This window comes from Chryseobacterium sp. MYb328 (assembly GCF_037572595.1).
Taxonomy (GTDB): domain Bacteria; phylum Bacteroidota; class Bacteroidia; order Flavobacteriales; family Weeksellaceae; genus Chryseobacterium; species Chryseobacterium pennae.
Window position 1 is genome coordinate 77,628 of record NZ_JBBGZQ010000006.1, and the last position, 26,797, is coordinate 104,424.

Genomic DNA, 26,797 nt, shown 5'->3' on the forward strand with positions numbered 1-26,797 from the left:
CATAATATTCTGTATGGTTTATTCAAACTCTTAGACAATAGCAGCCACCATCATAGACATATAATAATTGGCACAATGTAATGAAGTAAACAACAATAAGTCTTTATTGGAGAATCCTTCAAAACTGTCAGAGGTAGTAATATGATATTCGTAATTCATAGAGGTCCATTTAAGATGGGGTTTCATTATGAAAAGTTCAACTCCTTCTTGGTCTGTAAGTACAAATGCTTCTTTAAATACTCCTCTATGTTTAAAAGCAAAGCTCTCTTTTATTCCATCAAAATATGTTTGTACCACTATTTCTCCATTCCAGTTCATCCTGAATTTTAAAAGAACTTTATCATGATCTTTCAATTCAATGGTGGTTCCCCAAAAACCTTTTGGTTCTACAAGATAAGAATGGTTTGAAACTTCTATTTCGGCATTAAACCTGAACCAGTTTTTATAAATAAGCTTTCCTATTAACTGATCGTCCTTAGTAAGTTCAAAGGATAAAGAATCATTGGATTTTGCGTAATATTCTGCCATGGTTGTTTTATAGTTTGGTGAAATTAGATCAGGTTATAACAAATATTGAATTATATATTTATGATCCCCTAATTTACAACCTCTTATATAAATCAGCAAAAAAAATTAAACAGGTTAGTTTTACTATTAATTCTTTCCAAACCAATATTCCCATTTTTCAGCATCAATTCCGAATTTTCCCTGCCACCATCGTGCGGGATACCCTACATCATCATTTCTGATTGGTCTGTGTTTTCTTTCAGGATAAGTAATATACTGCTCAGCATACCCAAAATGCTCATCATCATGTAAAATACCAATAACTCCCATAATTTCCAGTAATGCTACCCTTTCATCATCATTTGATTTGAATGTTTTTGAAATCCGTTTTTTAAGCTGAGAAATCCTATCGTTCGGCTCTGAGGTTTCAATGATTTCTTTCAGTTCATGTAATATCTTATCATCATTATCACCAGGCATGACAACAGGTAGTTTCGGAAATTGTTCTACATCAAACAACACCTGGATTAAGCTATCAAAGCAGGCCCCGTATTTATATTTAAAATAATTGATGGTATTAAACTCAATAGGTTCTTCAAATTCAAAGGTATGAAGTTCACAGACTGCGCAAATTCCCTCATTAGGTTCCGGGCTGGCTATAAAGCTATGTTCTGACAATGATTGTGCAATACAGTAGCTTGATAAAAATGAACGATATTCCAATTGCCTTGTACTTAAACTGTAAAGAAAGGCATTGACAACATCCTGCTTTTCAATCTTAGCTACGGCAGTCTTAATTCTTCTGCAAATATCATCATGACTGATATTTTCCTGCTCATACATTACATTATACTTTTTTGCATACTCAAAATCGTCTTTGGTAATATATTGCATATAAGAATCCCAATCAAACCAATCACTTAAACTTTCATCCTGAGAGGTCTTTATGGCTTTAAATAAAATATTTATTGCTTTTTTATCCATGTATTATTGATCATCATGTTACCTATTTTCATTCCCCCTCAAGGCAATAAACGGTCAGCATACTATTTATTATTTTGTCTTCAGATATATTCCAGCAATGGTGGCGTTCAATCCGAATTGTCCGCTGCATACTCCTTGGGTATACTGAACCAAAGCGAATCCTTTGTAAAACTTTACTCTAAATTCACAATCGTCTGTATCTGGCAGTTTATAAGTAAAATCAGTTGTTTTAAGGCTGATGGTGTCATCATCTATTTGTGCAAGATTTCTTGCAGGTTCTCCGGTAATTGATGTTATTCCAAAAACTGCTTTTGAATCGGGCAATCTTTTAATTTCCAAATCTCCCTGATATCCTGCCTCACTATACTGGTAATGATAACGCCCAAACAGATCTTCTACTTTTGTTTCTATTTCCTTTGAAACAAGAGCAGTATCCTTTTTTACCAGATTGAGTACAAGTTCCTTTCTGGTCTTTGGTGAAAACCAACTTCCTTTGAAATCACCAGCCGCGGGCTTTCCGGTAATAACACCCGTTATATTTCCAGATTTTTCAAATTCTAAAATCCTGTAGTTATTATCATCGTCAATGGTTCCCAAAAGAGTAATAGGCAATTTGTTTTTAGTATTCAGGTATGTGATTTCTCCAACAATTACATTACCATCCAGTTGATAATGGATAAACACTGGGGTTTTCCCGTTGAGCAATCCTTTCCATGATATTTCTTTCCCGACCTGAGGTTTTACTGATGCTAAAGTGACTGATTCTTTGGGAATAGCAGAAGCAGAAGCCTTATCTTTTTGTTCAGGCTTATTACAGGAAATAATTGCCAATAACGGAATGTAAAATAAATAGTTGTATTTCATGGTACTCTCTTTATGCTAATATACGGCCTGGAGAGGAATTTAGATTACTTTTATAAAACTATTTTATCTCCATAATTTATTTGATAAACCTGAAAGCCTACAATTGATACCACAAACTATGGATGATGACAAGTATTTCCGGCTCATCAATGACATTTATGTGTCTAAAAATACATCGACTATAATGCTATATGTATGAATGAACCAACCAATCCCAGAAGTCGGACATTTTTTACATTGAATTAAACAAATCGCTCTGCTAATTTACCAATCAACCATGGTGCTGTATTATCTTCCTCTCCTTCATTGGTATTATCTACATGAGTAAAATCCCAGGTACCATTTAAAAAATCAGCGGCATGAACACTTTCATGAATTAATGTATTGACTGCTGTTTTTAAGTTGTTACTAAAACAGCGTGTATTAAGCTTTATCAAAGTTGTACTCACGGTTTTTGCATTTACACAGGTTCTTGGTCTAAACGGGTTGATCTGCCAATATGTTTCTATTTGAATTTCCTGATTTGCTTCTCTGAGAATATCAGAAATCTGAGTAGGGGTTAGCTTTGTATTATAAAACTGAGGAAGTTTTTTAATTTGTTCAAAAAATTCGGAATTATTCAGAATTTCATTTGCTTTGTCAACGGCAATCTTAATACTGATCTGATCCCCCTTAAAAATAAGTTTCATAGTTTTTTGTTTTTTTGTTAAAGCTACTGATTAGAAAAAATATAAGATTCCAAGTCTACGCTCTCTAATTCCAATTGTTAAGAAATCTTTTCAAAAAATTCTTTCCATTTTCAGACAAAAATTTATCTACACATTGCACAAGATAGCTTTCTTCTATAGGTTCAGAATTTTTGTTTTTAAACACTCTGATCTCCTTCAACGGTTCCAGTCTTTTATCTACAATTGGTAAATAAACAAGAAGATCATTTCTAAGTTTTCCTAAACTTGTCACATCATCATAGGGATTTATAGGATTTATAAGTCCGTCATAATCAGATCCTATACAGATATGATCCCATGGACTGCATTCTCCTACCCAATTCATTTCTGAATACCCTAATCTTACGGCATAAAGAATGTGCGCGCAAAGCAGATAGATGTGTCTTACTTCACGGTCTGTTTTGGATTCGGTTGTAAAGGCTTCTTTAAGATCAAAAGTTCCTTCTTTAAACCATTTACGCCATTCGTAAAGAGGTATTGCTTCCGGGTCTTTAAAATAGTCGGGTCTGGAACCATCCATCATACTTTTAGCAGCTCCTAAAATACGCTGATCCATCGAAATTCCTATAAGTCCATTACTTTTCATAATTTCCAAAATCTCCTCATCAAATAGATTGATTGTCCATGGATTGGAAAATAATTTATTATTCAAAAGAAAATCTGTTTTACCTATTGATTGATTTTTAGACTGAATTTCGCAGATCGTTTTACCCTGAACATATCTAAAATCAGAACGATAGTTTTTCTGTTCTAAAAAGTCTTTTATTGAAGAAAATGTAAACCCGGTATGAGAAGAAATAATTGGTAACCGAAGCGTTTCCGGATGCTCTGATCCCAATTCTTCCCGGAACTGATAAAATTTGTGACGGGAAAAAACACTCATATGTTTAATGTCAATAAGGGAAGGGTTAGAATGAAGGAATACAGTCCGGATAAAATCTTTTCCCTTGTCAGAGATCCCAAAACCTGACTTTGGAATAAAATCTTCACTCCGGAAAGCGATTTGTGCTGTACCGTTTAAAGCCTGTGCAAAACCACACATATGCTGTTCAGGGATCTCACTAAGATGAACAAGATTAATACTGAAAATATCTACATTTTCTTCATCATTCTGAATTTCACGATAACACTTTTCCGGGTTCGTAGCTGTGGCTGTATCTCTTATTTTAGCATTCGAAAAGTTATGAGCACCTTCAACAGAAAATGCAAGATAAGTATACTGTTGATTGTTAAAAATATCTTCATCAGAAGGCTTTTTCCTGCTGATAAATTTTATTTTGAAATCATTTTCCAGCATAGCATAATTTGATTGATAATAGCCAATTTCTTCTTTCAACAAATCAAAATAGGTAGTTTCTCTGTTTTTCACACGATCTATAAAGTCCCAGTTGATGGGAAGCTTAGATGAGCTAAAGCCTTTAAAAAAACCATTTATATTTTCTGCAAATGCATATTCCATAGCCATAAGAGCTGTCACTCCGTACCCGAGTGAACTACTTTTTACCATTCCAGGTGAAGACTGGCTGTCGAATGCATTACCCATAAACTCATCTATGATACTCATTACTCCTTTTGTTTTAAAATTGGAGCTTAGAGGAAGGCGGCCAGTATCTTTTTTGCTGATCAAATGTTTAAACAACAAATGAAAGTGAAAATCGAATATATTTTTCATAATTTGTGTTTTAAGGAGTAAGCACTTTATCTCTTATCGCATTAAATGTGGCAAGTGATTCATTTTCTTCACGATTACTTATACTTTCTGTATCAGTTCTACCCATAAAGGTATTACGTTTCACAATTTTTTTGGCATGATCAGACATTTCATACTCCTCATCTTGAAGACTTTCTTCATTTTTCACACCTTTGATAATGCTTCTCATAATTCCGTTCCAAAGCATCTTCAAGCTTTCCCCAACGGTTCTGAACCCCATAGCAATACGGCTTATATCTTCACCATTATATGCATTATTTAAACTGGAAGCAGCCGGAAGATTAGTTTTTAAAAGCTTATCAACATCTAAAATCCCTGCCCCGAAGTCTTTAGAAGGAAGACTGTGCTTGGTTCTTGCCGAGTCTTTAAGACTGGTTCTAAATGCTTCAACAACCTGATAACCATGATAAGCTTTCAAATCTTCTCTGTTTTTGTAAAGCCAAAGTACAGCTGCAGATGAAACATGGGGAGTGGCATAGCTCGTTCCATGTCCATATGCCATTCCATAGCGGAACAAGCCCGAATCTTCTTTTAAGGATTTTGGCACATAAACATGCATTCCTGGAGCTGTGATATCTACGGCTTCTCCCCTGCATGATCCTTTCCATTCTTTATCATCGGGGTTTGATGCTGCTACTGCAATGGTTCCGGGATGTACGGCAGGTGCAACGACTTCTTTCACTTCATTTCCTGCTGCACAACACCATATAATGCCTTTTTCATATACTTTTTTTGCCAGATTATAAGTCGTCATAGTAGGTGGTAATCCCATACTTGTAGTAATCACTTTTGCTCCCGTTGCAATGGCTGCATCCACTGCTTTTGCCAATTCTTCCTGCCTTCCTATAATTATTACATCCTGTGCAACCCTGTAAGGAATAAGCTTAACACCGTTTTGATTTAATAAACCACAGTTACCGTTTTCTTCTGCATCAGAATAAGGGTTTCCAATAATAATACTCCCTGTTCTAGCACCGTGACCGGCATCTGCCAGAGTAAATATTTTATGATGTTCTTCTTCTCTGGAGTTGTCATCATCATCTACAAAATCATAATCCTCAGTAAGATCAAATGAACCATAGTTTTTCGGATGATGGGAATACCCTGTATCAAACTGGACGATTTTTACTGAATTCCCAATGATATTTGTTATACCTCCGTTATAATTCACGGCTTTCCAATTCCACTGTCTGTAATCTTCCTTAGTCTTTCCTTTTACATATTTACTGGACTGACTATATAATTCAAGAAAATGCTTCTCATTGTTAAAATCTTTTGAACCTGAGCTCTCGAAAGCTTTAAACTCTTCATCATAAGCCACTTCCATATTGAGATAAATTTCACTGTCATATTCTGCATGAATAATTTCTTCTAATGAAAGTAATTCTCTTGCAAATTCGTTTGGATTCTTACCTTCGGCAGAAATATTCAGTACAAATAATTCTTCCTCATCTTCTTTTGCGGAAACCGGAGTAGCAAGATAAAGATCGAAGTCTTTTCCATAATTCAGTGTAAGCTCTGTTTCAAGGTTATTAAAATTTTCCGGGTTATTTTTCGCCAGAATAATGAATGGAAACTTTTTTGAGCCATCGGCAGTATCTACAACATTTTTTGTATTCAGCACCTGATTATCAATTACAGAAACAGGATTTTTCAGTTTTTTTGCTTCATCCTTTACTTGGGTAAGAGAAATCTCCGGCTGATTCTTAACGACTTCTTTGAGTTCTTTTTTGATCTTATTGGTTCTTGCAAGGATTTCGCTTTTCTTTACATTGTGAGCAGGATCATCAAAATTTTTCTTTTGCAGAAATTCTAATATTCTACTGATACGAATTCCGGCATTGGCCACCCATTCAATTTCATCATCCGGTGTATCTAAACTGGCAATGGCCCCTGATTTTGTAAGAGGTCTTTTATTTTCATCCATTTTAGGTACTCCAGTCTGATGCAGAGCAACTATTTCACAAGTACCTAATGCTGTAACCGGAGCGCCTGAGGAACCCGACAAAGAATCTGTTTCATACATAATCAGATCCTGAGTCTCGGAAAAAAAAGAATTATTATTAAGCGAGGTCTTTTTAGGCTGGCCATTAGGATGCTGAATAATAATACACGTTCCTCCTTTAGTTATTTTACCAGCATTACCATCTATTTCTAAAGAAGGAATATCTGCAATTTTTTTTCCTCTGGCATTAAGTTCTTCTAATGCAACCATTGTAAAGTCTAATCCGGAAAATTCATCTTCCGTCTTTTTTTGAATATCTGAAGTAAAAAAGAATGTTTCCGGCTCCAGTCTGAATTGGATGGGATTCAAAATTCTTCCTTCTTCGTCAATTTCATAAAAAAATTCAGCTTTAATATTTGCACATTCTTCCACACTTGAAATCACATGATTATTGGTCATTAAAATATTTCCATTGATTAAAAAGCCAGATCCAAGGGGTTGATTATTATACAAAATCCTGCATACTGATTTGGAAATCTGTAGTACTTTTGAGAGATTTACAATATCTACCAGATCATTTTCTCCGGTTATTTTTTCAATTCCTAAACGGAAATTAAGATCCTCACGGGCAATTCTGGTCTCAAAACGCTTCTGATCATCCTCCAGGTTTATGAGAGGATAGTTTAACAAACGTACTTTTTCCAGCTTTTTTTGATCCCTGATCATTTGATCATACTGATTCGCCAGCTTGTCAACAATGACTGCTTTTGTTTCCCCAGAATTTAAAGAATTAAACATAATATTAAGTTTTTAAGGTTATTAATTCAAAACCAGAGAAACTGAAACAACACTAAACTTATCCTAAATAAACTGTAAAGTATATCAGCAACTAACAATTTCTCCGATAAATAATATTATTAAAGAAAGCGATAAAAAATTACTGAACAATGCTCAATAAGCTGTAATATCACTATTTCTCAGAATATTTTATTCAAAGTTATCATGAATCATTATAATAAAAAATAGCACTTTTGTGTAATAATCAGGATATAAAAAAACCTAACAGGTTTTTGAAACCTGTTAGGTTTAAGATATTTTAGACACTCAATAAATTAACTTCAATTAAGTGGACTATTTAAAGTACTTTTTTAATTAAATTTCCGCTCAAATTCAAAACCTGCTAATCCAATTTTTCATAATAGTGATTTAAATCTGCATTCAGAATGATCCTTGGCTTTCTAAAAATTTTATTTGAAAAATAGGTTTTATAGATAGCTGGTTTGTCAAGTTCCTTATAATGTAGTTCTATTTCAGGATTTATTCCATTCTCAATATGGTATGTTCCAACACTATAAAATTTACTTTTAAATGTACCATTTCTATATAAAATTAGAGTATCTGCTACATGAGGAGCCTCCACACAACAAGTTAGATTATCAAAATTTTTATTGAGGTATTTTCCATATATACTTTGATCATTTAATGGAAAATCGATATTAAAAATAATCATACATGCGATTCCTAATACAGTGAATATTAGAAGTGTTTTTTTCATGGAATTTTAGATATGTTAAAATTAAAACGTTCAATCATAGTGCCCAATAGTCTTTTGAACAGATTTGATTTATATTCCACAACATGCTTAGTTAATTTTTAAAATATAATCATTACTAATAAACTTCGTTTTATTTTTTAATTCTGCCGGAGTAAATACCTTCCCATCCATCTCAACACTTTTAATCTTCTCCCTCCAATGTCCGTTATGACTTTTATCAATTCTTGTTGTTGAATTGGGATAAATTTCCAGAACAATGGCAGAATCACCTACCACCTTTTTTTCAAGAGACTTTAGGCTTTTGATTTTTTGAAAAGACCGGGGTGTCAATATTTCATTCTCATAATTAAACTCAAAGCTGCCAGGATCATTGGCAATTGCTTTTGAGATCGGATAATTATAATTGATCTTTATTATTTTTTTAGTTGCAGTCAGGTTTTGAATGTAAAAATCTGTCAAATAAGAACATCCAAAAAACACTAGGACGAAAATAAGACTTAAAAATCCTCTGGTAATTACCTTTATACTCATTTTAACATAGTTTAGATGGTTTTTGTAAAAATAAAAAAATATTTTGATTCATAAACTTATCCAATAAAAAAGCCCTACAAGTTTTCTTGCAGGGCTTATCATATTTATTTTTTCGAAATTACATCGTCTCCATTTTGAAACTCATGCTTTCAATTACTTTTAGGATTGCTTCTACTGTATCCATTGAAGTTAAACAAGGAACACCGTTTTCCACGCTCATTCTTCTGATCTGGAATCCGTCTCTTTCTGCCTGTTTTCCTTTTGTAGTGGTGTTTACTACATACTGAACTTTTCCTTTCTGGATCAGGTCGATAAGGTTTACACTTTCTTCTCCAATCTTGTACCCTATTTTGCAAGGGATTCCTTTTTCTTCGAAGAATTTTGCTGTTCCTTCTGTAGCCCAGATTCTGAACCCTACTTCATGGAATCTTGCTGCCAAATCAGCAGCTTCTTCCTTGTGCTTATCTGCTACTGTGAACAAGATAGAACCGTGCATTGGAACTTTTCTTCCTGCTGCGACCAATCCTTTGTAAAGGGCTTTCTCTAACGTAGTATCTTTCCCCATAACTTCTCCTGTAGACTTCATTTCAGGGCCTAAAGAGATGTCAACCTTTGTCAGTTTTGAGAATGAGAATACCGGTACTTTTACAAAGACTCCTTCTTTATTCGGAACCAATCCGTTTTTGTAACCAAGATCAACCAATTTCTGTCCTAGGATTGCTTTCGTTGCAAGGTTCGCCATTGGAACTTCCGTGATTTTAGATAAGAAAGGAACTGTTCTTGATGAACGTGGGTTTACTTCGATCACATATACATTTCCTTCGAAAAGAACGTACTGAATGTTCATTAATCCTATCACTTTCAATCCTTTTGCCAGCCTTTGGGTATAATCTACTAAAGTATCAATTTCACTTTGTGAAATATTCTGTGGCGGGTATACTGCGATAGAGTCTCCGGAGTGAACTCCTGCTCTTTCGATATGCTCCATAATTCCTGGAATTACCACTGTTTCACCGTCGCAGATGGCATCTACTTCAATTTCCTTTCCTACCATGTATTTGTCAACCAAAACAGGGTGTTCAGGACTTGCATCTACTGCGTGTTCCATGTAGTGAGCTAATTCTGCTTCTGCGTAAACAATTTCCATTGCTCTACCTCCAAGAACGTAGCTTGGACGCACTAATACCGGATAACCGATTTCGTTCGCAATTTTGATCGCTTCTTCTTTTGAAGTGGAAGTTCTTCCTTTTGGCTGAGGAATTCCCATCTCCTGAAGTGCTTTTTCGAATTTATCTCTGTTTTCAGCTCTGTCAAGGTCTTCTAATGAAGTTCCTAAGATCTGTACTCCGTGAGAAGCTAACTTATCTGCAAGGTTGATAGCAGTCTGTCCTCCGAACTGTACCACTACTCCTTTAGGTTTTTCAAGCTCGATGATATTCATTACATCTTCTTCCGTTAATGGCTCGAAGTATAATTTATCTGAGATAGAGAAGTCTGTAGAAACTGTTTCAGGATTGTTGTTGATGATGATCGCCTCGTAACCCATTTCTTTGATTGCCCAAACTGAATGTACTGTTGCGTAGTCGAATTCTACTCCCTGTCCGATTCTGATAGGTCCTGAACCTAAAACGATGATCTTTTCTTTGTCAGAAACTACACTTTCGTTTTCCTCTTCGTAAGTTCCGTAGAAATAAGGGGTTTCAGATTCAAACTCAGCAGCACAAGTGTCTACCATTTTGTAAACCGGCATTATTCCGTTTTCTTTTCTGAAGTTGAAAATTTCACGTTCTTTTACATCCCAGAGTACTGCGATATTGATATCTGCGAAACCTAATCTTTTAGCTTCAATTAATGTTTCTTTATCAAATTTATTTTCAGCGATAACTTTTTCGAAATCAACCAGCTTTTTCAGTTTCCAGATGAAGAATTTATCAATTTTGCTCCATTCTACGATTTGTTCCCAATCATATCCTCTTCTTAAAGCATCTCCGATGATGAATAATCTCTCATCATCACACACTCTGATTCTTCTTTCGATTTCTTCAGCTGTAAGGGCCTGAGCCTGCTTAGTTTTTAATCCTAAATGTTTGATTCCTGTTTCTAATGAACGGATCGCTTTCTGTAAAGACTCTTCAAGGTTTCTTCCGATTGCCATTACTTCTCCAGTTGCTTTCATCTGAGTAGAAAGTCTTCTGTCTGCTGTTTCGAATTTATCGAATGGAAATCTTGGGAATTTAGTCACCACATAATCCAGAGCAGGCTCGAAACATGCGTATGTCTTTCCTGTTACCGGGTTCATGATTTCATCCAGTGTTAATCCTACCGCAATCTTTGCAGCGATTTTTGCAATCGGATATCCTGTTGCTTTACTTGCTAAAGCTGATGAACGGGATACTCTAGGGTTTACTTCGATGATATAGTATTCGAATGAATGTGGATCTAGCGCTAACTGTACGTTACATCCACCTTCAATTCCTAATGCTCTGATGATCTTTAGGGATGCATTTCTCAATAATTGGTACTCTCTGTCTGAAAGCGTTTGAGAAGGTGCTACTACGATGGAATCTCCTGTGTGAACTCCAACCGGATCTATATTTTCCATGTTACAAACCACAATGGCATTGTCGTTTGCATCACGCATTACTTCGTATTCAATTTCTTTGAAACCTGCAATTGATTTTTCAATAAGACACTGGGTAACCGGGCTGTGTTTCAGTCCCAATTCAGCAATCTCTTTCAATTCTACTTCGTTGGAAGCGATACCTCCACCTGTTCCTCCCATGGTAAAGGCAGGACGAACAATTACAGGATATCCGATCTCATTAGCAAAGGCAATTGCTCCTTCTACCGTGTTTACAATATCAGATTCTGGAACTGGCTCATTCAATTCTCTCATCAGCTCACGGAAAAGGTCTCTGTCTTCCGCTCTGTTGATGGCAGAAAGTTTAGTTCCCAATACTTCCACTTTGCATTCTTCAAGAATTCCTGATTTTTCAAGTTCTACCGCCATGTTAAGACCAGTCTGCCCTCCAAGCGTTGGTAACAATGCATCTGGACGCTCTTTTCTGATAATGTGGCTTACAAACTGTAATGAAATCGGCTCGATATATACTTTATCTGCGATTTCTACATCTGTCATAATTGTTGCAGGATTTGAATTGATCAAAATTACTTTGTAGCCTTCTTCTTTCAAAGACAGACAAGCCTGCGTTCCTGCGTAATCAAATTCAGCTGCCTGCCCGATGATGATAGGTCCTGAACCGATTACTAAAATTGTTTTTATATCTGTACGTTTTGCCATTTTTCTTTTTTTAGATACAAGATGTCAGATGTCAGATTTCAGACATCCAACAGATGTTTTACTTTTTTAAATTAGATTTGAATGTATAAATCATTCTTTGAATTTCATTCAGATTTGATATTAAACCATTGACTTTTTCTGCTTCGAGCAAATTTAACTCTCTCGTTAAAATTAACTGTGTCTGCAATTCAAAAGAGGAAGCATTTGCAATTCCAAGAAAGTGATAAAATTCTTTATCATTATTTCTTCCTGCCCCTTCTGCTATATTTGAAGGAATAGAGATTACAGATCTTTTAATTTGAGAAATCAAACCAAACTTTTCATCTTTAGGTAATTCTACACAAATGATATAAACCTGCTTTGCAAGCTCAATTGATTTCTGCCAAAAAACCAGTTTTTCAAAGTTGTGCATAATAAGTCTGTTATCTGATGTCTAATATCTGAAATCTCATTACTTTTTAAAGTCTTCCATCATTTGGATAAACTCATCAAATAAGTAGTTTGCATCTTCAGGACCTGGGCTTGCTTCAGGGTGATACTGAACGGAGAAACAAGGGTGGATTTTGTGTTTCAAACCTTCGTTTGTTCTGTCGTTCAGAGCGATGTGTGTTTCTACAAGGTCTGTTCCTTTTAAACTTTCCTGATCTACTGCATATCCATGGTTCTGAGATGTGATCGCTACTGTATTTTTTGCTAAATCAAGTACAGGGTGGTTTCCTCCTCTGTGTCCGAACTTCAGTTTGAAAGTTTTTGCTCCACAAGCAAGACCAATTAACTGGTGTCCTAAACAGATTCCGAAGATTGGAACTTTTCCTAATAATCCACGAATCATATCCAGTGCGTGTGGAACATCTTCAGGGTCACCAGGACCGTTGGAAAGCATAATTCCATCCGGATTCATCAACAGGATATCTTCTGCTGTTGTATCATGAGAAACTACAGTGATATCACAGTTTCTTTGAGATAATTCTCTGATAATTCCCAGTTTGGCACCAAAGTCTACCAATACTACTTTGAAACCTCTGTTAGGGTTTGCATAAGGTGTTTTTGTAGAAACTTCTTCCACCTGGTTGATTGGGAAAGTAGTTGTTTTCAGCTCTGCAGCTGTAGCTGCTTCATCCGCATCTGCATTCACAATTTTTCCTTTCACTACTCCGGAGTTACGAAGAATCCTTGTCAGTCTTCTTGTATCAATTCCTGAAATTCCAGAAAGGTTTTTCTTTTTAAATAATTCATCTAAAGTGATCTGAGTACGGAAGTTGGAAGGAAGATCACAAAGTTCTTTTACGATAAGTCCTTTAATTGCCGGCTCAATACTTTCATAATCATCACGGTTAATACCATAATTCCCGATAAGCGGATAGGTCATACAAACTATCTGACCACAGTATGATGGGTCAGAGATCAATTCCTGATACCCTGTCATTCCGGTATTGAAAACTACTTCACCTGCAGTTTCCAATTCTGCTCCGAAACCTTCTCCATGAAACACTTCACCGGACTCCAGTATTAATTTTTTCTTCATTTTTTCTATTTAGATTTTCTTTTTTATTAACAGGTCGCCTCTTGGAGGCTATTTTTTATTATTCCCCAAGGGCTTCGCCCATGGTTATTAATAGGTCGCCCCTACAGGGCTCATATTATTATTGTATTTCTTATTTTTCCAGGGGTTTCCACCCATGGCTATTAACAGGTCGCTCCTACGGAGCTCACTATACTTTTTACTTTTATCCTGGCTCTTTTTACTTAAAAGTAAACCCTTTTTCTTGCAGAGCATCTTTTAAGATGGCCATTCTGGCAAAAACACCGTTTTCCATTTGTCTGAAAACTCTTGAACGTTCACATTCTACCAGGTCTGAGTCTATTTCCACTCCTCTGTTGATAGGTGCCGGGTGCATGATGATTGCTTCTTTTTTCATAGCCTTCTCTCTTTCTTTGGTCAGGCCATATTTTTTATGATAGTCTGATGCTGTAAAACTCATGGCAGCATCGTGTCTTTCATGTTGGATTCTTAATAACATCAGAACATCTACTTCAGCGATCAGTTCATCTACTGAAAGATAAGTTCCATTGATTAGTGCTCCTTCGTCAAACCATTGTTCAGGTCCGGAGAAATATACTTTAGCGCCTAATCTTCTTAAAGCTTCAGCGTTTGAGTTGGCAACACGGCTGTGTTTTACATCTCCTACAATTCCTACTTTTAATCCTTCAAACTTTCCGAATTCCTGATAGATGGTCATCAGATCCAGCATACATTGTGAAGGATGGTTTCCTGTTCCGTCTCCTCCGTTGATGACAGGAATCTTAATATTTTCCAGTTCCTCGAAATATCTGTCTTTCTTATCCCTGATCACTACTAAATTTACTCCCAGACTTTCAATTGTCCTTACCGTATCATAAAGACTCTCTCCTTTATTTACAGAACTGTGTGAAGCATCAAAGGGAACCACCTGCAATCCCAATTTTCTTTCTGCAATATCAAAGCTTGTTTTTGTTCTTGTACTGTCTTCAAAGAAAAGATTGGAGCAAAAAACTTCGCCTTCAATTTTAGCAGTTTTTCCATTTCTAAAAGCCATTGCTTCTGTCAGTATACTGTTGATTTTCTCGGTACTTAGTTCTGTAATCGTAAACATAATCTTAATTTTTAAGCATAAAAAAAGCGAAGACAACAATCTTCGCTAATAACAATAAATATCGTAAAGGGCGCTTTCGCCCGGTAAATCTAATGATATAAATGCTTTTTTATTCATTAGGTGCAAAGATATAACAATTTTATGAACCTACAAAAATTAAGTTTAAAATAAATTAAAAACTTCAGTACTTCTTATTCTCATTTAAAATTGATATTTTTGTTAACATTCAAATATATTCTATGGATTTAAAAGACAAAATGATTCTCAGCATTATACAGGAAGACTCCACCTTATCTGTTAAAGAAATTTCAGAAAAGATAGGTCTTACCTTCACTCCGACGTATGAAAGAATCAAACAACTGGAGAAGCAGGGGATCATTCAGAAGTATGTAGGTCTTTTAAACCGTGAGAAACTGGGTCTGAATATTGTAGTCTACTGTAATGTACGTCTTAAAGAGCAATCCAAGAAGGTATTGGAAACCTTTGAGAAGCATATTGGAAAGTATGATGAAGTACAGGAAATCATCAGTCTTTCCGGGGAGTATGACTATATGTTGAAGATTATTGCCAAAGACATCAATTCTTATAATGAATTTGCGGTCAATGTTATTTCAAACATTCCTAATATCGGACAGTATCACAGTTCTATTGTACTTCATGAGGTGAAAAAGTCTACTAAATTCAAGATTGACCTTGAATAGTTTTCAATTTTAAACCATTAGAAACTTTAAGTGATGAAGAATAGCTAAGGATATCTGCAAGCTAATTATAAAGCTATGCAGAAAATTCAAACTTTTCTTAACTCATCTTATCTTAAAGAACCTTAAATGGTTCAATCATCAAATTCAAAGATCAAAATAAAATCCAACCATTAAGACAGCTTAAGCAATTAAGATTTAAGGATTTCACAACGATAAAACATAAGGCGATCTAAAGTAATTTTAGATTTTTATGTCTGCCTAAGCTTTTATTATCTTAATGGTTTAGATTTTAACCTAATAATTTATTCTTCAGTTTATTGAACTGGTATTCTATTTTATCCAGGCAAAGGTTTCCTATACTTCCCTGGTGTGAATGATTCAAAGCGCCCGGCTCGAATTCAAACTCATTATTTTCAATTTCCTGCCCTACTTTCACATAAGCATCACGGAAAGAGCTTCCGTTTTTCACTTCTTCATTGATCTTCTCTACACTGAACAGGTATTTATACTTTTCATCCTCCAGAATTCCGTCTTTCACCTGAATATTCGGTAAAGTATAGCTTAAGATTTCCAGACATTCCTTTAATGAATCAATTGCAGGGAAGAGAATTTCCTTCGTCAACTGTACATCTCTGTGATATCCTGACGGAAGATTATTCGTTAGCAAAATCAATTCATTTGGTAACGCCTGAATTCTGTTGCACCGTGCACGAACCAGCTCAAAGATATCCGGATTCTTTTTGTGCGGCATAATACTGCTTCCCGTTGTAAATTCTTTCGGAAAGCTGATGAAATTGAAGTTTTGATTCAGATACAGACACACATCATAGGCAAATTTCCCAAGTGTTCCTGCCAGAGTTGCCATTGCCATTGCTAATAGTTTCTCAGATTTTCCACGAGTCATCTGAGCATAGACTGAATTATAGTTCATAGACTGGAATCCCAGATTATAAGTGGTGCTTTCACGGTTGATCGGGAAAGATGAACCATAGCCTGCCGCTGATCCTAATGGGTTTTTATTGATGATATTTTTAGTTGAAAACAACATTTCAACATCATCCAAAAGTGCTTCTGCATAAGCTCCAAACCACAATCCGAAAGAAGAAGGCATAGCAATCTGCAAATGGGTATATCCCGGAAGCAGCACATCTTTATGCTGATCTGCCAATTGGATCAAAATCTGGAAAAACTCATCGGTCAATGCAGTAATTTCACGGATCTCATCTAATAAATACAGTTTGACATCCAATAAAACCTGATCATTTCTTGATCTTGCCGTATGAATTTTCTTTCCGGTATCTCCTAATTTTGTAATTAGGATTGCTTCTATCTGAGAATGGATATCCTCAGCTTCTTTATCAATTTCAAAATTACCATTTTCAATTTGCTGTAAAATATCATTTAATACTGCCAGCATCTGCCCGGATTCTTCCTGAGAAATAATTCCGGTCTCTGCAAGCATTGTACAGTGTGCCATAGAACCTTTAACATCATATTTTGCTAAACGCTCATCAAAGTCAAGATCCTTTCCTACTGTAAAGTTATTGACTAATATATTGGTGGCCAGGTCATCCTTTTGCCATATCTTTTTCATAAGTACTGATTGATTTTCTAAGACTGCAGGTTATCATATACTGATTTCATCACAGTCCGATTTAAAATATTTGATTGATTTTGACAAGCCCAGCAAGACTATCCTTATTATTACTATTAACTATAAAAAAACATTTCCTTAATATGTAAAGTCACTTTTAATCGTATTGTTTGCATAAATCCTTATTAAAACGTGAACTTTATTGCCTGCTGAGCATTAGTCAAAATATATGTTAAGCTGGAGGTCTGAAGCTAGAGGCTGAAAGTTAATAGTAAACCACAATCCTTTCTTCCTTCTTCCCGCTCCCATCTTTTATAACACTTTTTCCAAAATTTTGATGTAGATCTCTATACCTTCTTCTATTTCATTGATATAGATAAATTCATCCGCTGTATGAGAGCGCCTACTGTCTCCAGGCCCCAGTTTTACAGATGTACATGGAATAATCGCCTGATCTGAAGATGTTGGTGAACCATAGGTTGTCCTTCCTATTTCCAATCCTGCTTTTACAAACGGGTGATCCATTTCTATTTTTGATGAATTTAACCTGAATGACCTTGCGGTAAGCTTTGATTTCATCTGCGACTGAATGATATCAAAGGCTTCTTTATTGGAATATTCATCCGTTACCCTTACATCTAATGTAAAATGGCAAGACTCCGGCACTACGTTATGCTGCACTCCGGCATTCATTCCTGAAAGAGTAACTTTTACTTCGCCCAGATAATCTGAAACCTTTGGGAATTTAAAATTTAAAATTCCCTGAAGATCCTCCATACATTTAATAATGGAGTTATCATCATTAGGATGAGCAGCATGAGAAGGAGTTCCTTTCATCTCTCCGTCAATCACCAACAGTCCTTTTTCCGCTATTGCCAGATTCATCTGCGTGGGTTCTCCTACAATGGCAAGCTCGATATTAGGTAACTGTGGAAACAGAGCCTCGATTCCGTCAAAACCTGAAATCTCCTCCTCTGCTGTCAACGCAATCACTAAATTATATTCTAAATCTTCTTTATCATAAAAATGTAAAAAAACCTGCGCCATGGAAACCAGAGAGGCTCCGGCATCATTGCTTCCCAATCCGAACAGCTTCCCATCCTTTTCAATCGGTACAAAAGGATCCAGCGTGTATGCTTTGTTTGGCTTTACCGTATCATGATGCGTATTGAGTAAAACTGAAGGTTTAAATACATCAAAGTTTTTATTGACCGCCCAGATATTGTTTTTAAAACGTTTCGTCGGGATCTGGTGCTTTTTGAAAAAGTTTTCAATTTCCACTGACGTATTGAATTCATCTTTGCTGAATGAAGGAATTTCAATCAAATTTTTAAGTAATTCAACAGCATTGCTTAGCAATTCTTCTTTATTATAAACAGATTTCGGTTCCTGCATGATGATTCTCTATATGGTTTTTCAATTCTGTTTCTTTAATCAGAAACACTTTGTTTACATTATTTTTTATTGCTCCAAGAGCATTTTCAAGTTTGGGTAAAATCCCTTTATGAAGCTTTCCTTCTTCTTTCAGCGTTGTAAAATCGTCTTCAGAAATACTTTTGATGAGAGATTCCGGATCATCCACATTCTCCAACACTCCTTTTTTATCAAAACAATACAGCAATTCCACTTCATATTTCTCAGACAATGCCTGAGCAATTACAGAAGCAATAGTGTCTGCATTGGTATTAAAAAGATTTCCTTTTTTATCGTGGGTAATGGCAGAAAATACAGGAATGAGATCCAGCTTGATAAGCTTTGAAACAAGTTTCTTATTGACACTCTTCTTATTGATATCTCCTACAAAACCGAAATCTATTTCAGGATGTTCTCTTTTTTTAGCTTTAATAAGATTCCCATCTGCTCCGGAAAACCCTATGGCATTACATTTTTTATGTTGTAGTTTTTCAACAATATTCTTATTGATTCCCCCTGCATATACCATCGTTACAATATCCAATGTCTCTTTATCAGTAATCCTCCTTCCATTAATCATTTTCTGCTCGATTCCCAGTTTATCAGCAAGTGTTGTGGCTAACTTACCACCACCATGAACAAGGATTTTCTTTTCTTTAATTTCGGAAAACTGATCTAAAAACTGATCCAGTAATCGTTCATCATCAATGAGCGCACCGCCTATTTTTATGATGTATATTTTCTGTTTCATTTTTTTATGTTTATTGTATTGATAGAATTTCCATTCTACCTGGGGTTTAAATTGATTGGAATGTATTCCAACCCTAGATTAAATTGTCACTTCAGGACTCTGTTTGGATTAATTATGTCTTGTTGAATTTTCAATCCTTGTCAAGGATTTTGCAAAAGAATTATTCAACTTTCAAGCCTTCCAAAATTTCACTAAAGACTGCCTGTGCTGAGTAAATTCGGTTCTTTGCCTGTTGGTAGATAATGGAATTTTCTCCATCCATTACCTCATCACTTAATTCTACATTACGGCGAACCGGAAGACAGTGCATTACTTTTGCCTGATTGGTATTCGCCAGTTTTTCATTGGTAAGCATCCAGTTTTCTTTTACTTCAGGCATTGCTGCATAGTCGTCAAAAGAAGACCAGTTTTTTACGTAGATAAAATCAGCATCTTTTAACGCTTCATCCTGATCGTGAACAATCTTTACATCTTTTGTGAAAGCAGAATCCAGATCATATCCTTCCGGATTAGCGATTACCAACTCAACGTCCATTTCCTGCATCCATTCTGCAAAAGAATTTCCTACTGCATGAGCAATCGGTTTGATATGCGGTGCCCAGGTTAAAACTACTTTTGGTTTATGGTCTTTTTTCCAGTTTTCTGTAATCGTAATACAGTCTGCCAGACTTTGTAAAGGATGGCGAGTTGCTGATTCCAAAGAAATAACAGGAACTTTTGCATGTTTTTCGAATTGGCTCAGAATACTTTCGTTTACATCGTCTTCTTTGCTCTTCATTCCGGCAAAACAACGTACAGCAATGATGTCACAATATTGGTTTAAAACTTCAATAGCATCTTTGATGTGCTCTACGGTATCTCCATTCATCACAGCTCCGTCAGCAAATTCAAGATTCCAGGCTTCCTGAGCTGCATTTAGAGTTAATACATTCAATCCCAGGTTTTGCGCTGCAATCTGGCTGCTTAAACGGGTTCTTAAACTTGAGTTTAAGAATACAAGACCAATTGTTTTTCCTTTTCCTTTTTCTGTTTCAGAAAGTGGGTTTGTTTTAATTTCTAAAGCTTTTTTTATAATTTCCTGCAAGTTTTTCACATCACTTACAGTAGTGAATTTTTTCATTTTGAATTGATTGTAAAGATTTTTAATACCTATTAAATATTTCCCAACACCTCTTTCAGAGCGCTGATAAAAAGATCTGTTTCCTCTTTTTTGATATTCAGTGCCGGAAGAATCCTTAAAACACTTTTATCATTAGAGTTTCCAGTGAAGATATGATGATCGAACAGTAAGCTTTTCCTTACTTCTGAACAGTCTCTGTCGAGTTCTATTCCGATCATCAGTCCTTTCCTTCGGATTGATTTAATATGGGATAAATCTTTAATTTCATTTTCAATATACTCACCCATTTGCTGAGTATTTTCGATAAGATTTTCATCTTTCATTACATCCAGAACTGCAATCGAAGCTACACAGGCTAAGTGATTTCCTCCAAATGTTGTTCCTAACAAACCATTACTAGCCTGAAACTTAGGACTAATCAAAACTCCGCCAACAGGAAATCCGTTCCCCATTCCCTTAGCTGTTGTAATGATATCCGCTTCAATTCCGAATTCCTGATGGGCAAAGAAATATCCGCTTCTTCCATATCCTGACTGGACTTCATCCAGAATCAAAACAGTGTCATATTTTTCACACAATTCTTTAATTTTAGATAAAAACTCCGGTGTTGGGATCATGATTCCACCTACCCCTTGAATTCCTTCAATAATGACTGATGAAATCTCATTTCCATATGCGGCAAAAGTTTCTTCAAGTTGCTTAATGTCATTCCATTCAGATTTGATAAATCGTTCTGAAAAGTTAACCGGAGCAACAATTTTTGGATTATCCGTTACAGAAACTGCAGCAGAAGTTCTTCCGTGAAATGATCCCGAGAAATAAAGCACTTTACTTTTTCCATTGTGAAAGGAAGCAAGCTTCAATGCATTTTCATTAGCTTCAGCTCCTGAATTACATAAGAAAAGGCTATAATCTTCATATCCTGAAAGTTTTCCAAGCTTATCAGCCAGCTCTACCTGTAATTCATTCTGAACAGAATTAGAATAGAAAGAAATTTTTTCCAACTGCTCTTTCAGCTTGTTTTGATAATGCGGATGGTTGTGACCGATAGAGATTACAGCATGTCCACCGTAAAAATCAAGGTATTTCTCTCCTTTATCATCCCAAAGGAAAGATCCCTGAGCTTTAATTGGATTTATATTGAATAATGGATATACGTTGAATAAATTCATTTTTTTGTTTTTAATTAATTTCTTTTGTCTTAAAACAAAAGAAACAAAAGTTCAAGACCTGGAAACTTCCGCTAAAAATTAGTTCTATTCTCTAAAAATTCTAAAACTTGTGCGAATTCTAAACGAGTTCTTCGATTTTATATACACCTCGTACTTCGAACAGTAGAATTTTCTTAACGTTCACAGAATTAATTTTCTTAACGCTCCATTTTCCTAAGTCGGATTTGATGTTAGTTTTTAAAACTTACGATTGACTTATTTTAATCAATTGAATTTAAAATGCTATCGGTTTTAAATTCAAGCCTGTATTTTCTTCCCAGCCCATCGCTATATTCATGTTTTGCACAGCTTGCCCTGAAGCTCCTTTTAACAAATTGTCAATCGCTGAGTGAATAACGGCAACATTTCCACTCTTTTCGATCTGGATCACACAGCGATTGGTATTGACAACCTGCTTTAAATCAATTGCTTTTTCACTTACCGTAACAAACGGCGCTTCTGCATAAAAATCCTGATACAATTGATAGAGGTCAGAAAGTCCCAAATCTGTTTTCACTGTAGAACTTGTAAAAATTCCTCTCGCAAAATCCCCTCTCCATGGTACAAAATTCAGGCTGACTTCTTTATGATTAAACAAAACTATTTGTTGTAAAATTTCATCTACATGCTGATGAGCCAAAGTTTTATAAGCTGATACATTATCATTCCTCCAGGTAAAATGAGTGGTTGCCTGTAAAGACTGTCCAGCTCCTGTAGAGCCTGTGATTCCGGTAGTATAAACCTCATCCAAGGCCTCTTTCCCAGCCAATGGCAATAATGCTAACTGAATGGCCGTAGCAAAACATCCGGGATTCGCAATACTTTTTGATCCTGAAAGTTGTTTTTTATTGATTTCCGGCAATCCGTAGATAAAATTTCTCTTTTCAAAATTTCCGTCCAAACGGAAATCATTTCCCAGATCAATCACCAATGTTTCTTCTTTAACCGGATTTTGGGTTAACCAGTTCTGACTTTCCTTGTGCGGAAGACATAAAAAAAGCATATCTACTTCTTCAGGCTGGTCCGTCAGTACCTGCTCACAAACCGTCGTTAAATCCGGGTACAGATCTGAAATTCTTGTTCCCGAATTCGAACGACTATATAAAAAACTCAATGTCACATGGGGATGGAAAGCCAGTAAACGTATTAACTCGCTTCCTGTATAACCGTTGGCACCAACTATTCCTACTGTCTTTTTCATATTTTAATCAATAGGACTTTATCCTATCTTTTGTTAAATCGCTCCTTCGGAACTTTAGTTGATATTTTGATTAATCTGGTGATATATATTTAAGGAATTGCTTACAATTTTTGTATATCCTTTTACATCTTCTCCCGTCCATGCTCTGTTGGCTTCTCCGTAACTTCCGAATTTATCAGACATTAAATCGTGATCAGATTCAATTCCATTTAAGATAAATCTGTATGGATGAAGGGTTACAAATACTTTCCCACTCACTGTTTTCTGAGAATCCGTTAAGAAAGATTCAATATTTCTCATTACCGGATCTAAGAAAAGCGCTTCATGAAGCCAGTTTCCATACCAATCAGATAACTGAGATTTCATCATCTGCTGATATTTTGAAAGGGTATGTTTTTCCAATAAATGATGCGCTTTGATAATCACCGAGGCTGCCGCTGCTTCAAATCCTACTCTTCCTTTGATTCCTACGATAGTATCACCAACATGAATATCACGTCCAATTCCATAAGCAGAAGCCAGCTTTTCTATTTTTTGAATAGCGTATACAGAATGCTCAAAGCTTTCTCCATTTACCGCTACCACTTCTCCATTTTTAAATTCAATTTCCAGTTCTGAAGGTTGAGTTTCCTGAACCTGAGATGGAAAAGCTTCTTCCGGCAGATAACTTCTTGATGTTAAAGTCTCTTTTCCACCTACGGAAGTTCCCCAAAGTCCTTTATTTACGGAATATTGTGCTTTATGGAATTCCATTTCATACCCATGATTCTTCAAAAACTCAATCTCCTCTTCACGAGATAAAGCCATGTCACGAATTGGCGTAATAACCTCAATATCAGAACACATTACCTGGAAAATCAAATCAAAACGAACCTGATCGTTTCCGGCACCGGTACTTCCATGAGCAATAGCATCTGCTCCTACTTCAATAGCATATTTTGCAATTTCCTGCGCCTGAATGGTACGTTCAGCACTTACAGAAAGAGGATAGGTATTATTTTTTAATACATTTCCAAAAATCAAATACTTTACACAAGAGTTATAATAATCTTCCTGAGCATCTACGCACCTGTACTCTTTTACTCCTAGGTTTAAAGCTTTTCTTTCTAATTCTTTTTCTTCTTCTTTAGAAAAACCTCCGGTATTTACAGTAACCGCATACACATCATACCCCAGTGTTTCACTAAGATATTTTGCACAGTAGGAAGTATCTAAACCTCCACTAAACGCTAAGATGACTTTCTTGTTCATTGTTATATTTAATTTCTGGTTGTGTATTCACAACACTGTTTACTTTATTTTGATCAGGCTGATTTACAACCTCATTTTTTTTCATATTTTCCGGAACAAATAACATGGCTGTACATAAGCAGTTTTTACGTTCCTTTTTCATTAAAATTTCATAATTCACACAGTTCTTACAGCCGCTCCAAAACTCTTCATCCTGAGTCAGTTCAGAATAAATCACCGGCTTATATCCTAAATCACTGTTGATTTTCATTACCGCAAGACCTGTTGTTAATCCGAATACCTTTGCTTCCGGATATTTTTCTCTAGATAACTGGAAAACTTTATGCTTAATCTGAGTAGCCACTCCGCCATGCCTGAATTTGGGAGATACAATCAATCCCGAATTAGCCACAAACTTCCCATGCGACCAAGTTTCTATATAACAGAAACCTACCCACTCACCGTTTTCAGTAGCAACCACAGCATTGCCTTCTGAAATCTTCTTACTCAAATATTCGATGGAACGTTTTGCGATTCCCGTTCCTCTACGCTGTGCAGAATCATACATTTCCTGCTGTATTTCACTCACATACATTAGATGTTCGCATGAGGAAACTTCTATTTCCATTTATTTATCTAATTTTTTTGGCAAATTTAAAATATATTTTCTTTAAAAACCAAATTAAAAAGATATTTTTTTTGTTTTAAAAATTTACACAGGTAAAATTATCTTTATTGAAAAATATATTTTTGCTAATTTATTATATATTTGCTAAAATAATATAGCTATGGAAAATACATGTCCCAAATGCAAGGGGAATAAAGTGGTTAAAAGCGGAATTATCAATGAGAAACAGAGATTTCTCTGTAAAAGCTGCAACTATTATTTTACCGTAAAAAAGCTGGGAAAACAGATTGATGACTATTATGTAACCAAAGCCTTACAACTCTATCTGGAAGGCTTAAGCTACCGTGAAATTGAAAGAATTATTGGGGTTTCTCATGTTACGATAAGTTCATGGATCAAGAAATATAATATTACAAGGCCACCCCATTCTGAATTCCATCCTGTGTATAAAATATTAAAACAGAATGAATTGATTGAATACATTGCTAAAGAAGACAACATTAAAAATTCCGGGATTATTATTACTCAGTTTGCTGATAAGTATATGTTGATTAAATGGGAAAGGTTTAAGAAATAGAAGGTGGAATAAAGAGAATAGATTGATAGATAATAGACTTTGCAGCCTGAATTTTATACTTTCAATTCTATATAACTATAGTATTACCAATAGTATATATTAAATTTTCATAAATAAATTATTAATTCCAATTTGGCTTTCACAAAAAACAACGCCAAAAATTGATAATTTATGAAGAAATTACTTACATTTATTGGAATAGCCTTAATTAGCGGTTCTATGTATTCGCAGGGTTCTCCTGATTATGGCAGCGGATTAAAAATTAACCTCAATCCTGAGGGAGACAAATTCATCAGATTTATTTTATGGGATCAGCTTTGGCTAAGAAACAGCGCAATGAATCCCGGAAGCATGGTTGGAAATGAACCAACAGATAACACGTGGAATCTGGGTAACAGACGATTACGCGCTCTAACGTATGCGCAGATCTCTAAAAGATATATGATTCTCCTTCATTTTGGAATCAACAATCAGACTTTTATCAATGGCGGCGGATCAGGAACTTCAGGAACAGGAGGTTACGGAAACGGAAAGAAAACCCAGATGTTTTTCCATGATGCCTGGAATGAATATGCAGTTATTTTACCTGGAGAAGCAGGAAAATTCAGTTTATCTTTAGGGGCAGGGCTTCATTACTACATGGGACTTTCCCGTATGACTATGGCCTCTACCCTAAACTTTCTTACAGTAGATTCTCCGGTATTCTCATGGCCACTGATAGACAATTCGGATCAGTTTGGAAGGCAAATCGGAATGTTTGCTAAGGGTAAGTACGGAAAACTGGAATATCGTTTCAGCTTAAACAAACCTTTTGCTACAGACCTTGCTCCTGCGAATGTGACCGATCCGTCAAAAGCCGTAGCAGTAGACAATAACGGAAATCCAAGTTTTTCAAAAGCAGGATATGTTGAATATCAATTCTTAGATGAGGAATCCAACACCTTACCTTTCAAAGTAGGATCTTATCTTGGGACAAAAAAAGTATTCAATGTAGGAGCCGGATTTTACCATCAGGCAGACGGAACCAGAACTTCAGTGAATTCAAATGTAGAAAAACATGACATAACTCTTTTTGCGGTAGATGCTTTTGCAGATATCCCATTGGGAGAAGCCAAAAACAAAATGGCAGTTTCAGCCTACGCCGGATATTATAACTATAATTTCGGTCCAAATTATGTAAGAAATCTGGGAACAATGAACATTGCAGCTACCGACCCTAATTTCATTGGTAATAAAGCTATCGCAGGACCGGGAAATTTACAACCTACCATCGGAACAGGTAATATTATCTACGCACAGGCTGGTTTGCTATTACCAAGTCAGGCAGAAAAGCCGAAAATCAGAATACAACCCTTTGCAGCATATACTCACAAAAACTTTGAAGCATTTGACAAATCATCTTCTCAGTTTGATGTTGGAGCTAACTGGTTTATTGACGGACATCATGCAAAAATCACAACCCAGTATTCAACAAGACCAGTTTACACCAATCCTACTGAAAAACCTTCTTCAAAAGGAGAATTCATCATACAGTTCCAGATCTACTTATAATCTAAACACATTAAGGCAATATAAAATGTAAGATGAGCTAAGTTCTATTAAGAATAAAACA

At 35.6% G+C, this 26,797-nt stretch carries 23 protein-coding genes; 3 read left to right on the forward strand and 20 right to left on the reverse strand.

Features of this window, described 5'->3' with window-relative positions:
- Positions 1-30: 30 nt before the first annotated feature.
- The 12 genes from WH267_RS08355 to WH267_RS08410 form a co-directional block, all read right to left on the reverse strand.
- Positions 31-528, reverse strand: a complete 498-nt coding sequence (locus tag WH267_RS08355) for a hypothetical protein (RefSeq protein WP_123319635.1) — start codon at positions 526-528, stop codon at positions 31-33.
- Positions 529-654: 126 nt separating this feature from the next.
- A complete protein-coding gene (locus tag WH267_RS08360; protein WP_340007297.1) occupies positions 655-1,491 on the reverse strand; it encodes a hypothetical protein in 837 nt (278 codons plus the stop codon).
- Positions 1,492-1,560: 69 nt separating this feature from the next.
- Positions 1,561-2,355 (reverse strand): hypothetical protein, encoded by a 795-nt coding sequence (locus WH267_RS08365; protein WP_340007299.1) that lies wholly within the window; start codon positions 2,353-2,355, stop codon positions 1,561-1,563.
- A 242-nt stretch (positions 2,356-2,597) separates the two neighbouring features.
- Complete coding sequence (locus WH267_RS08370) at positions 2,598-3,044, reverse strand: M91 family zinc metallopeptidase (protein WP_340007301.1); 447 nt, start codon at positions 3,042-3,044, stop codon at positions 2,598-2,600.
- A gap of 64 nt (positions 3,045-3,108) precedes the next feature.
- Positions 3,109-4,755 (reverse strand): hypothetical protein, encoded by a 1,647-nt coding sequence (locus WH267_RS08375; RefSeq protein WP_340007303.1) that lies wholly within the window; start codon positions 4,753-4,755, stop codon positions 3,109-3,111.
- 10 nt (positions 4,756-4,765) lie between these two features.
- On the reverse strand, positions 4,766-7,537 hold the full coding sequence (locus WH267_RS08380; protein WP_340007305.1) for a S8 family serine peptidase: 2,772 nt from the start codon (positions 7,535-7,537) through the stop codon (positions 4,766-4,768).
- A 382-nt stretch (positions 7,538-7,919) separates the two neighbouring features.
- Positions 7,920-8,294 carry a hypothetical protein gene (locus tag WH267_RS08385; protein WP_340007307.1) on the reverse strand — a complete coding sequence of 125 codons (375 nt, stop codon included), beginning with the start codon at positions 8,292-8,294 and terminating at the stop codon, positions 7,920-7,922.
- Between the two features lie 87 nt (positions 8,295-8,381).
- The gene (locus WH267_RS08390; RefSeq protein ID WP_115972285.1) at positions 8,382-8,825 is read right to left on the reverse strand and encodes a hypothetical protein; all 444 of its coding nucleotides are present in this window, start codon (positions 8,823-8,825) and stop codon (positions 8,382-8,384) included.
- A 118-nt stretch (positions 8,826-8,943) separates the two neighbouring features.
- Positions 8,944-12,126 carry a carbamoyl-phosphate synthase large subunit gene (carB, locus tag WH267_RS08395; protein ID WP_340007310.1) on the reverse strand — a complete coding sequence of 1,061 codons (3,183 nt, stop codon included), beginning with the start codon at positions 12,124-12,126 and terminating at the stop codon, positions 8,944-8,946.
- Positions 12,127-12,184: 58 nt separating this feature from the next.
- The gene (locus WH267_RS08400) at positions 12,185-12,538 is read right to left on the reverse strand and encodes a four helix bundle protein (protein WP_115972287.1); all 354 of its coding nucleotides are present in this window, start codon (positions 12,536-12,538) and stop codon (positions 12,185-12,187) included.
- Between the two features lie 39 nt (positions 12,539-12,577).
- The gene (locus tag WH267_RS08405) at positions 12,578-13,651 is read right to left on the reverse strand and encodes a carbamoyl phosphate synthase small subunit (protein WP_340007313.1); all 1,074 of its coding nucleotides are present in this window, start codon (positions 13,649-13,651) and stop codon (positions 12,578-12,580) included.
- 217 nt (positions 13,652-13,868) lie between these two features.
- Positions 13,869-14,759, reverse strand: coding sequence for an aspartate carbamoyltransferase catalytic subunit (locus WH267_RS08410; RefSeq protein WP_115972289.1), 891 nt, complete (start codon positions 14,757-14,759; stop codon positions 13,869-13,871).
- Between the two features lie 239 nt (positions 14,760-14,998).
- Here WH267_RS08410 and WH267_RS08415 point away from each other — a divergent pair, with 239 nt between their 5' ends.
- Positions 14,999-15,460, forward strand: a complete 462-nt coding sequence (locus WH267_RS08415) for an Lrp/AsnC family transcriptional regulator (RefSeq protein WP_045495405.1) — start codon at positions 14,999-15,001, stop codon at positions 15,458-15,460.
- A 289-nt stretch (positions 15,461-15,749) separates the two neighbouring features.
- Here WH267_RS08415 and argH read toward each other — a convergent pair whose 3' ends face one another.
- From argH to WH267_RS08455, 8 genes are all read right to left on the reverse strand, one after another.
- A complete protein-coding gene (argH, locus tag WH267_RS08420) occupies positions 15,750-17,054 on the reverse strand; it encodes an argininosuccinate lyase (RefSeq protein WP_340007322.1) in 1,305 nt (434 codons plus the stop codon).
- Between the two features lie 312 nt (positions 17,055-17,366).
- Positions 17,367-18,449 (reverse strand): M20 family metallo-hydrolase, encoded by a 1,083-nt coding sequence (locus tag WH267_RS08425; RefSeq protein WP_340007324.1) that lies wholly within the window; start codon positions 18,447-18,449, stop codon positions 17,367-17,369.
- Positions 18,424-19,218 carry an acetylglutamate kinase gene (gene argB / locus WH267_RS08430; protein ID WP_340007326.1) on the reverse strand — a complete coding sequence of 265 codons (795 nt, stop codon included), beginning with the start codon at positions 19,216-19,218 and terminating at the stop codon, positions 18,424-18,426. Before argB ends, WH267_RS08425 begins: the two co-directional genes overlap by 26 nt.
- Before the next feature lie 160 nt (positions 19,219-19,378).
- On the reverse strand, positions 19,379-20,338 hold the full coding sequence (locus tag WH267_RS08435; protein WP_340007328.1) for an N-acetylornithine carbamoyltransferase: 960 nt from the start codon (positions 20,336-20,338) through the stop codon (positions 19,379-19,381).
- A 32-nt stretch (positions 20,339-20,370) separates the two neighbouring features.
- Entirely contained in the window at positions 20,371-21,510 is a 1,140-nt protein-coding gene (locus WH267_RS08440) for an aspartate aminotransferase family protein (RefSeq protein WP_123319653.1), read from the reverse strand.
- A 274-nt stretch (positions 21,511-21,784) separates the two neighbouring features.
- Complete coding sequence (gene argC / locus WH267_RS08445) at positions 21,785-22,750, reverse strand: N-acetyl-gamma-glutamyl-phosphate reductase (protein WP_340007332.1); 966 nt, start codon at positions 22,748-22,750, stop codon at positions 21,785-21,787.
- 54 nt (positions 22,751-22,804) lie between these two features.
- Entirely contained in the window at positions 22,805-24,001 is a 1,197-nt protein-coding gene (argG, locus tag WH267_RS08450) for an argininosuccinate synthase (protein ID WP_340007334.1), read from the reverse strand.
- Positions 23,973-24,608 (reverse strand): GNAT family N-acetyltransferase, encoded by a 636-nt coding sequence (locus tag WH267_RS08455; RefSeq protein ID WP_228438794.1) that lies wholly within the window; start codon positions 24,606-24,608, stop codon positions 23,973-23,975. The genes argG and WH267_RS08455 overlap by 29 nt, the downstream gene beginning before the upstream one ends.
- Positions 24,609-24,768: 160 nt before the next feature.
- Here WH267_RS08455 and WH267_RS08460 point away from each other — a divergent pair, with 160 nt between their 5' ends.
- Together WH267_RS08460 and WH267_RS08465 are read left to right on the forward strand one after the other, a co-directional pair.
- Positions 24,769-25,185: an IS1/IS1595 family N-terminal zinc-binding domain-containing protein gene (locus tag WH267_RS08460; protein ID WP_123319655.1), complete on the forward strand. Its 417-nt coding sequence runs from the start codon at positions 24,769-24,771 to the stop codon at positions 25,183-25,185.
- Positions 25,186-25,356: 171 nt separating this feature from the next.
- On the forward strand, positions 25,357-26,736 hold the full coding sequence (locus tag WH267_RS08465; RefSeq protein WP_340007337.1) for a porin: 1,380 nt from the start codon (positions 25,357-25,359) through the stop codon (positions 26,734-26,736).
- Positions 26,737-26,797: the final 61 nt, after the last annotated feature.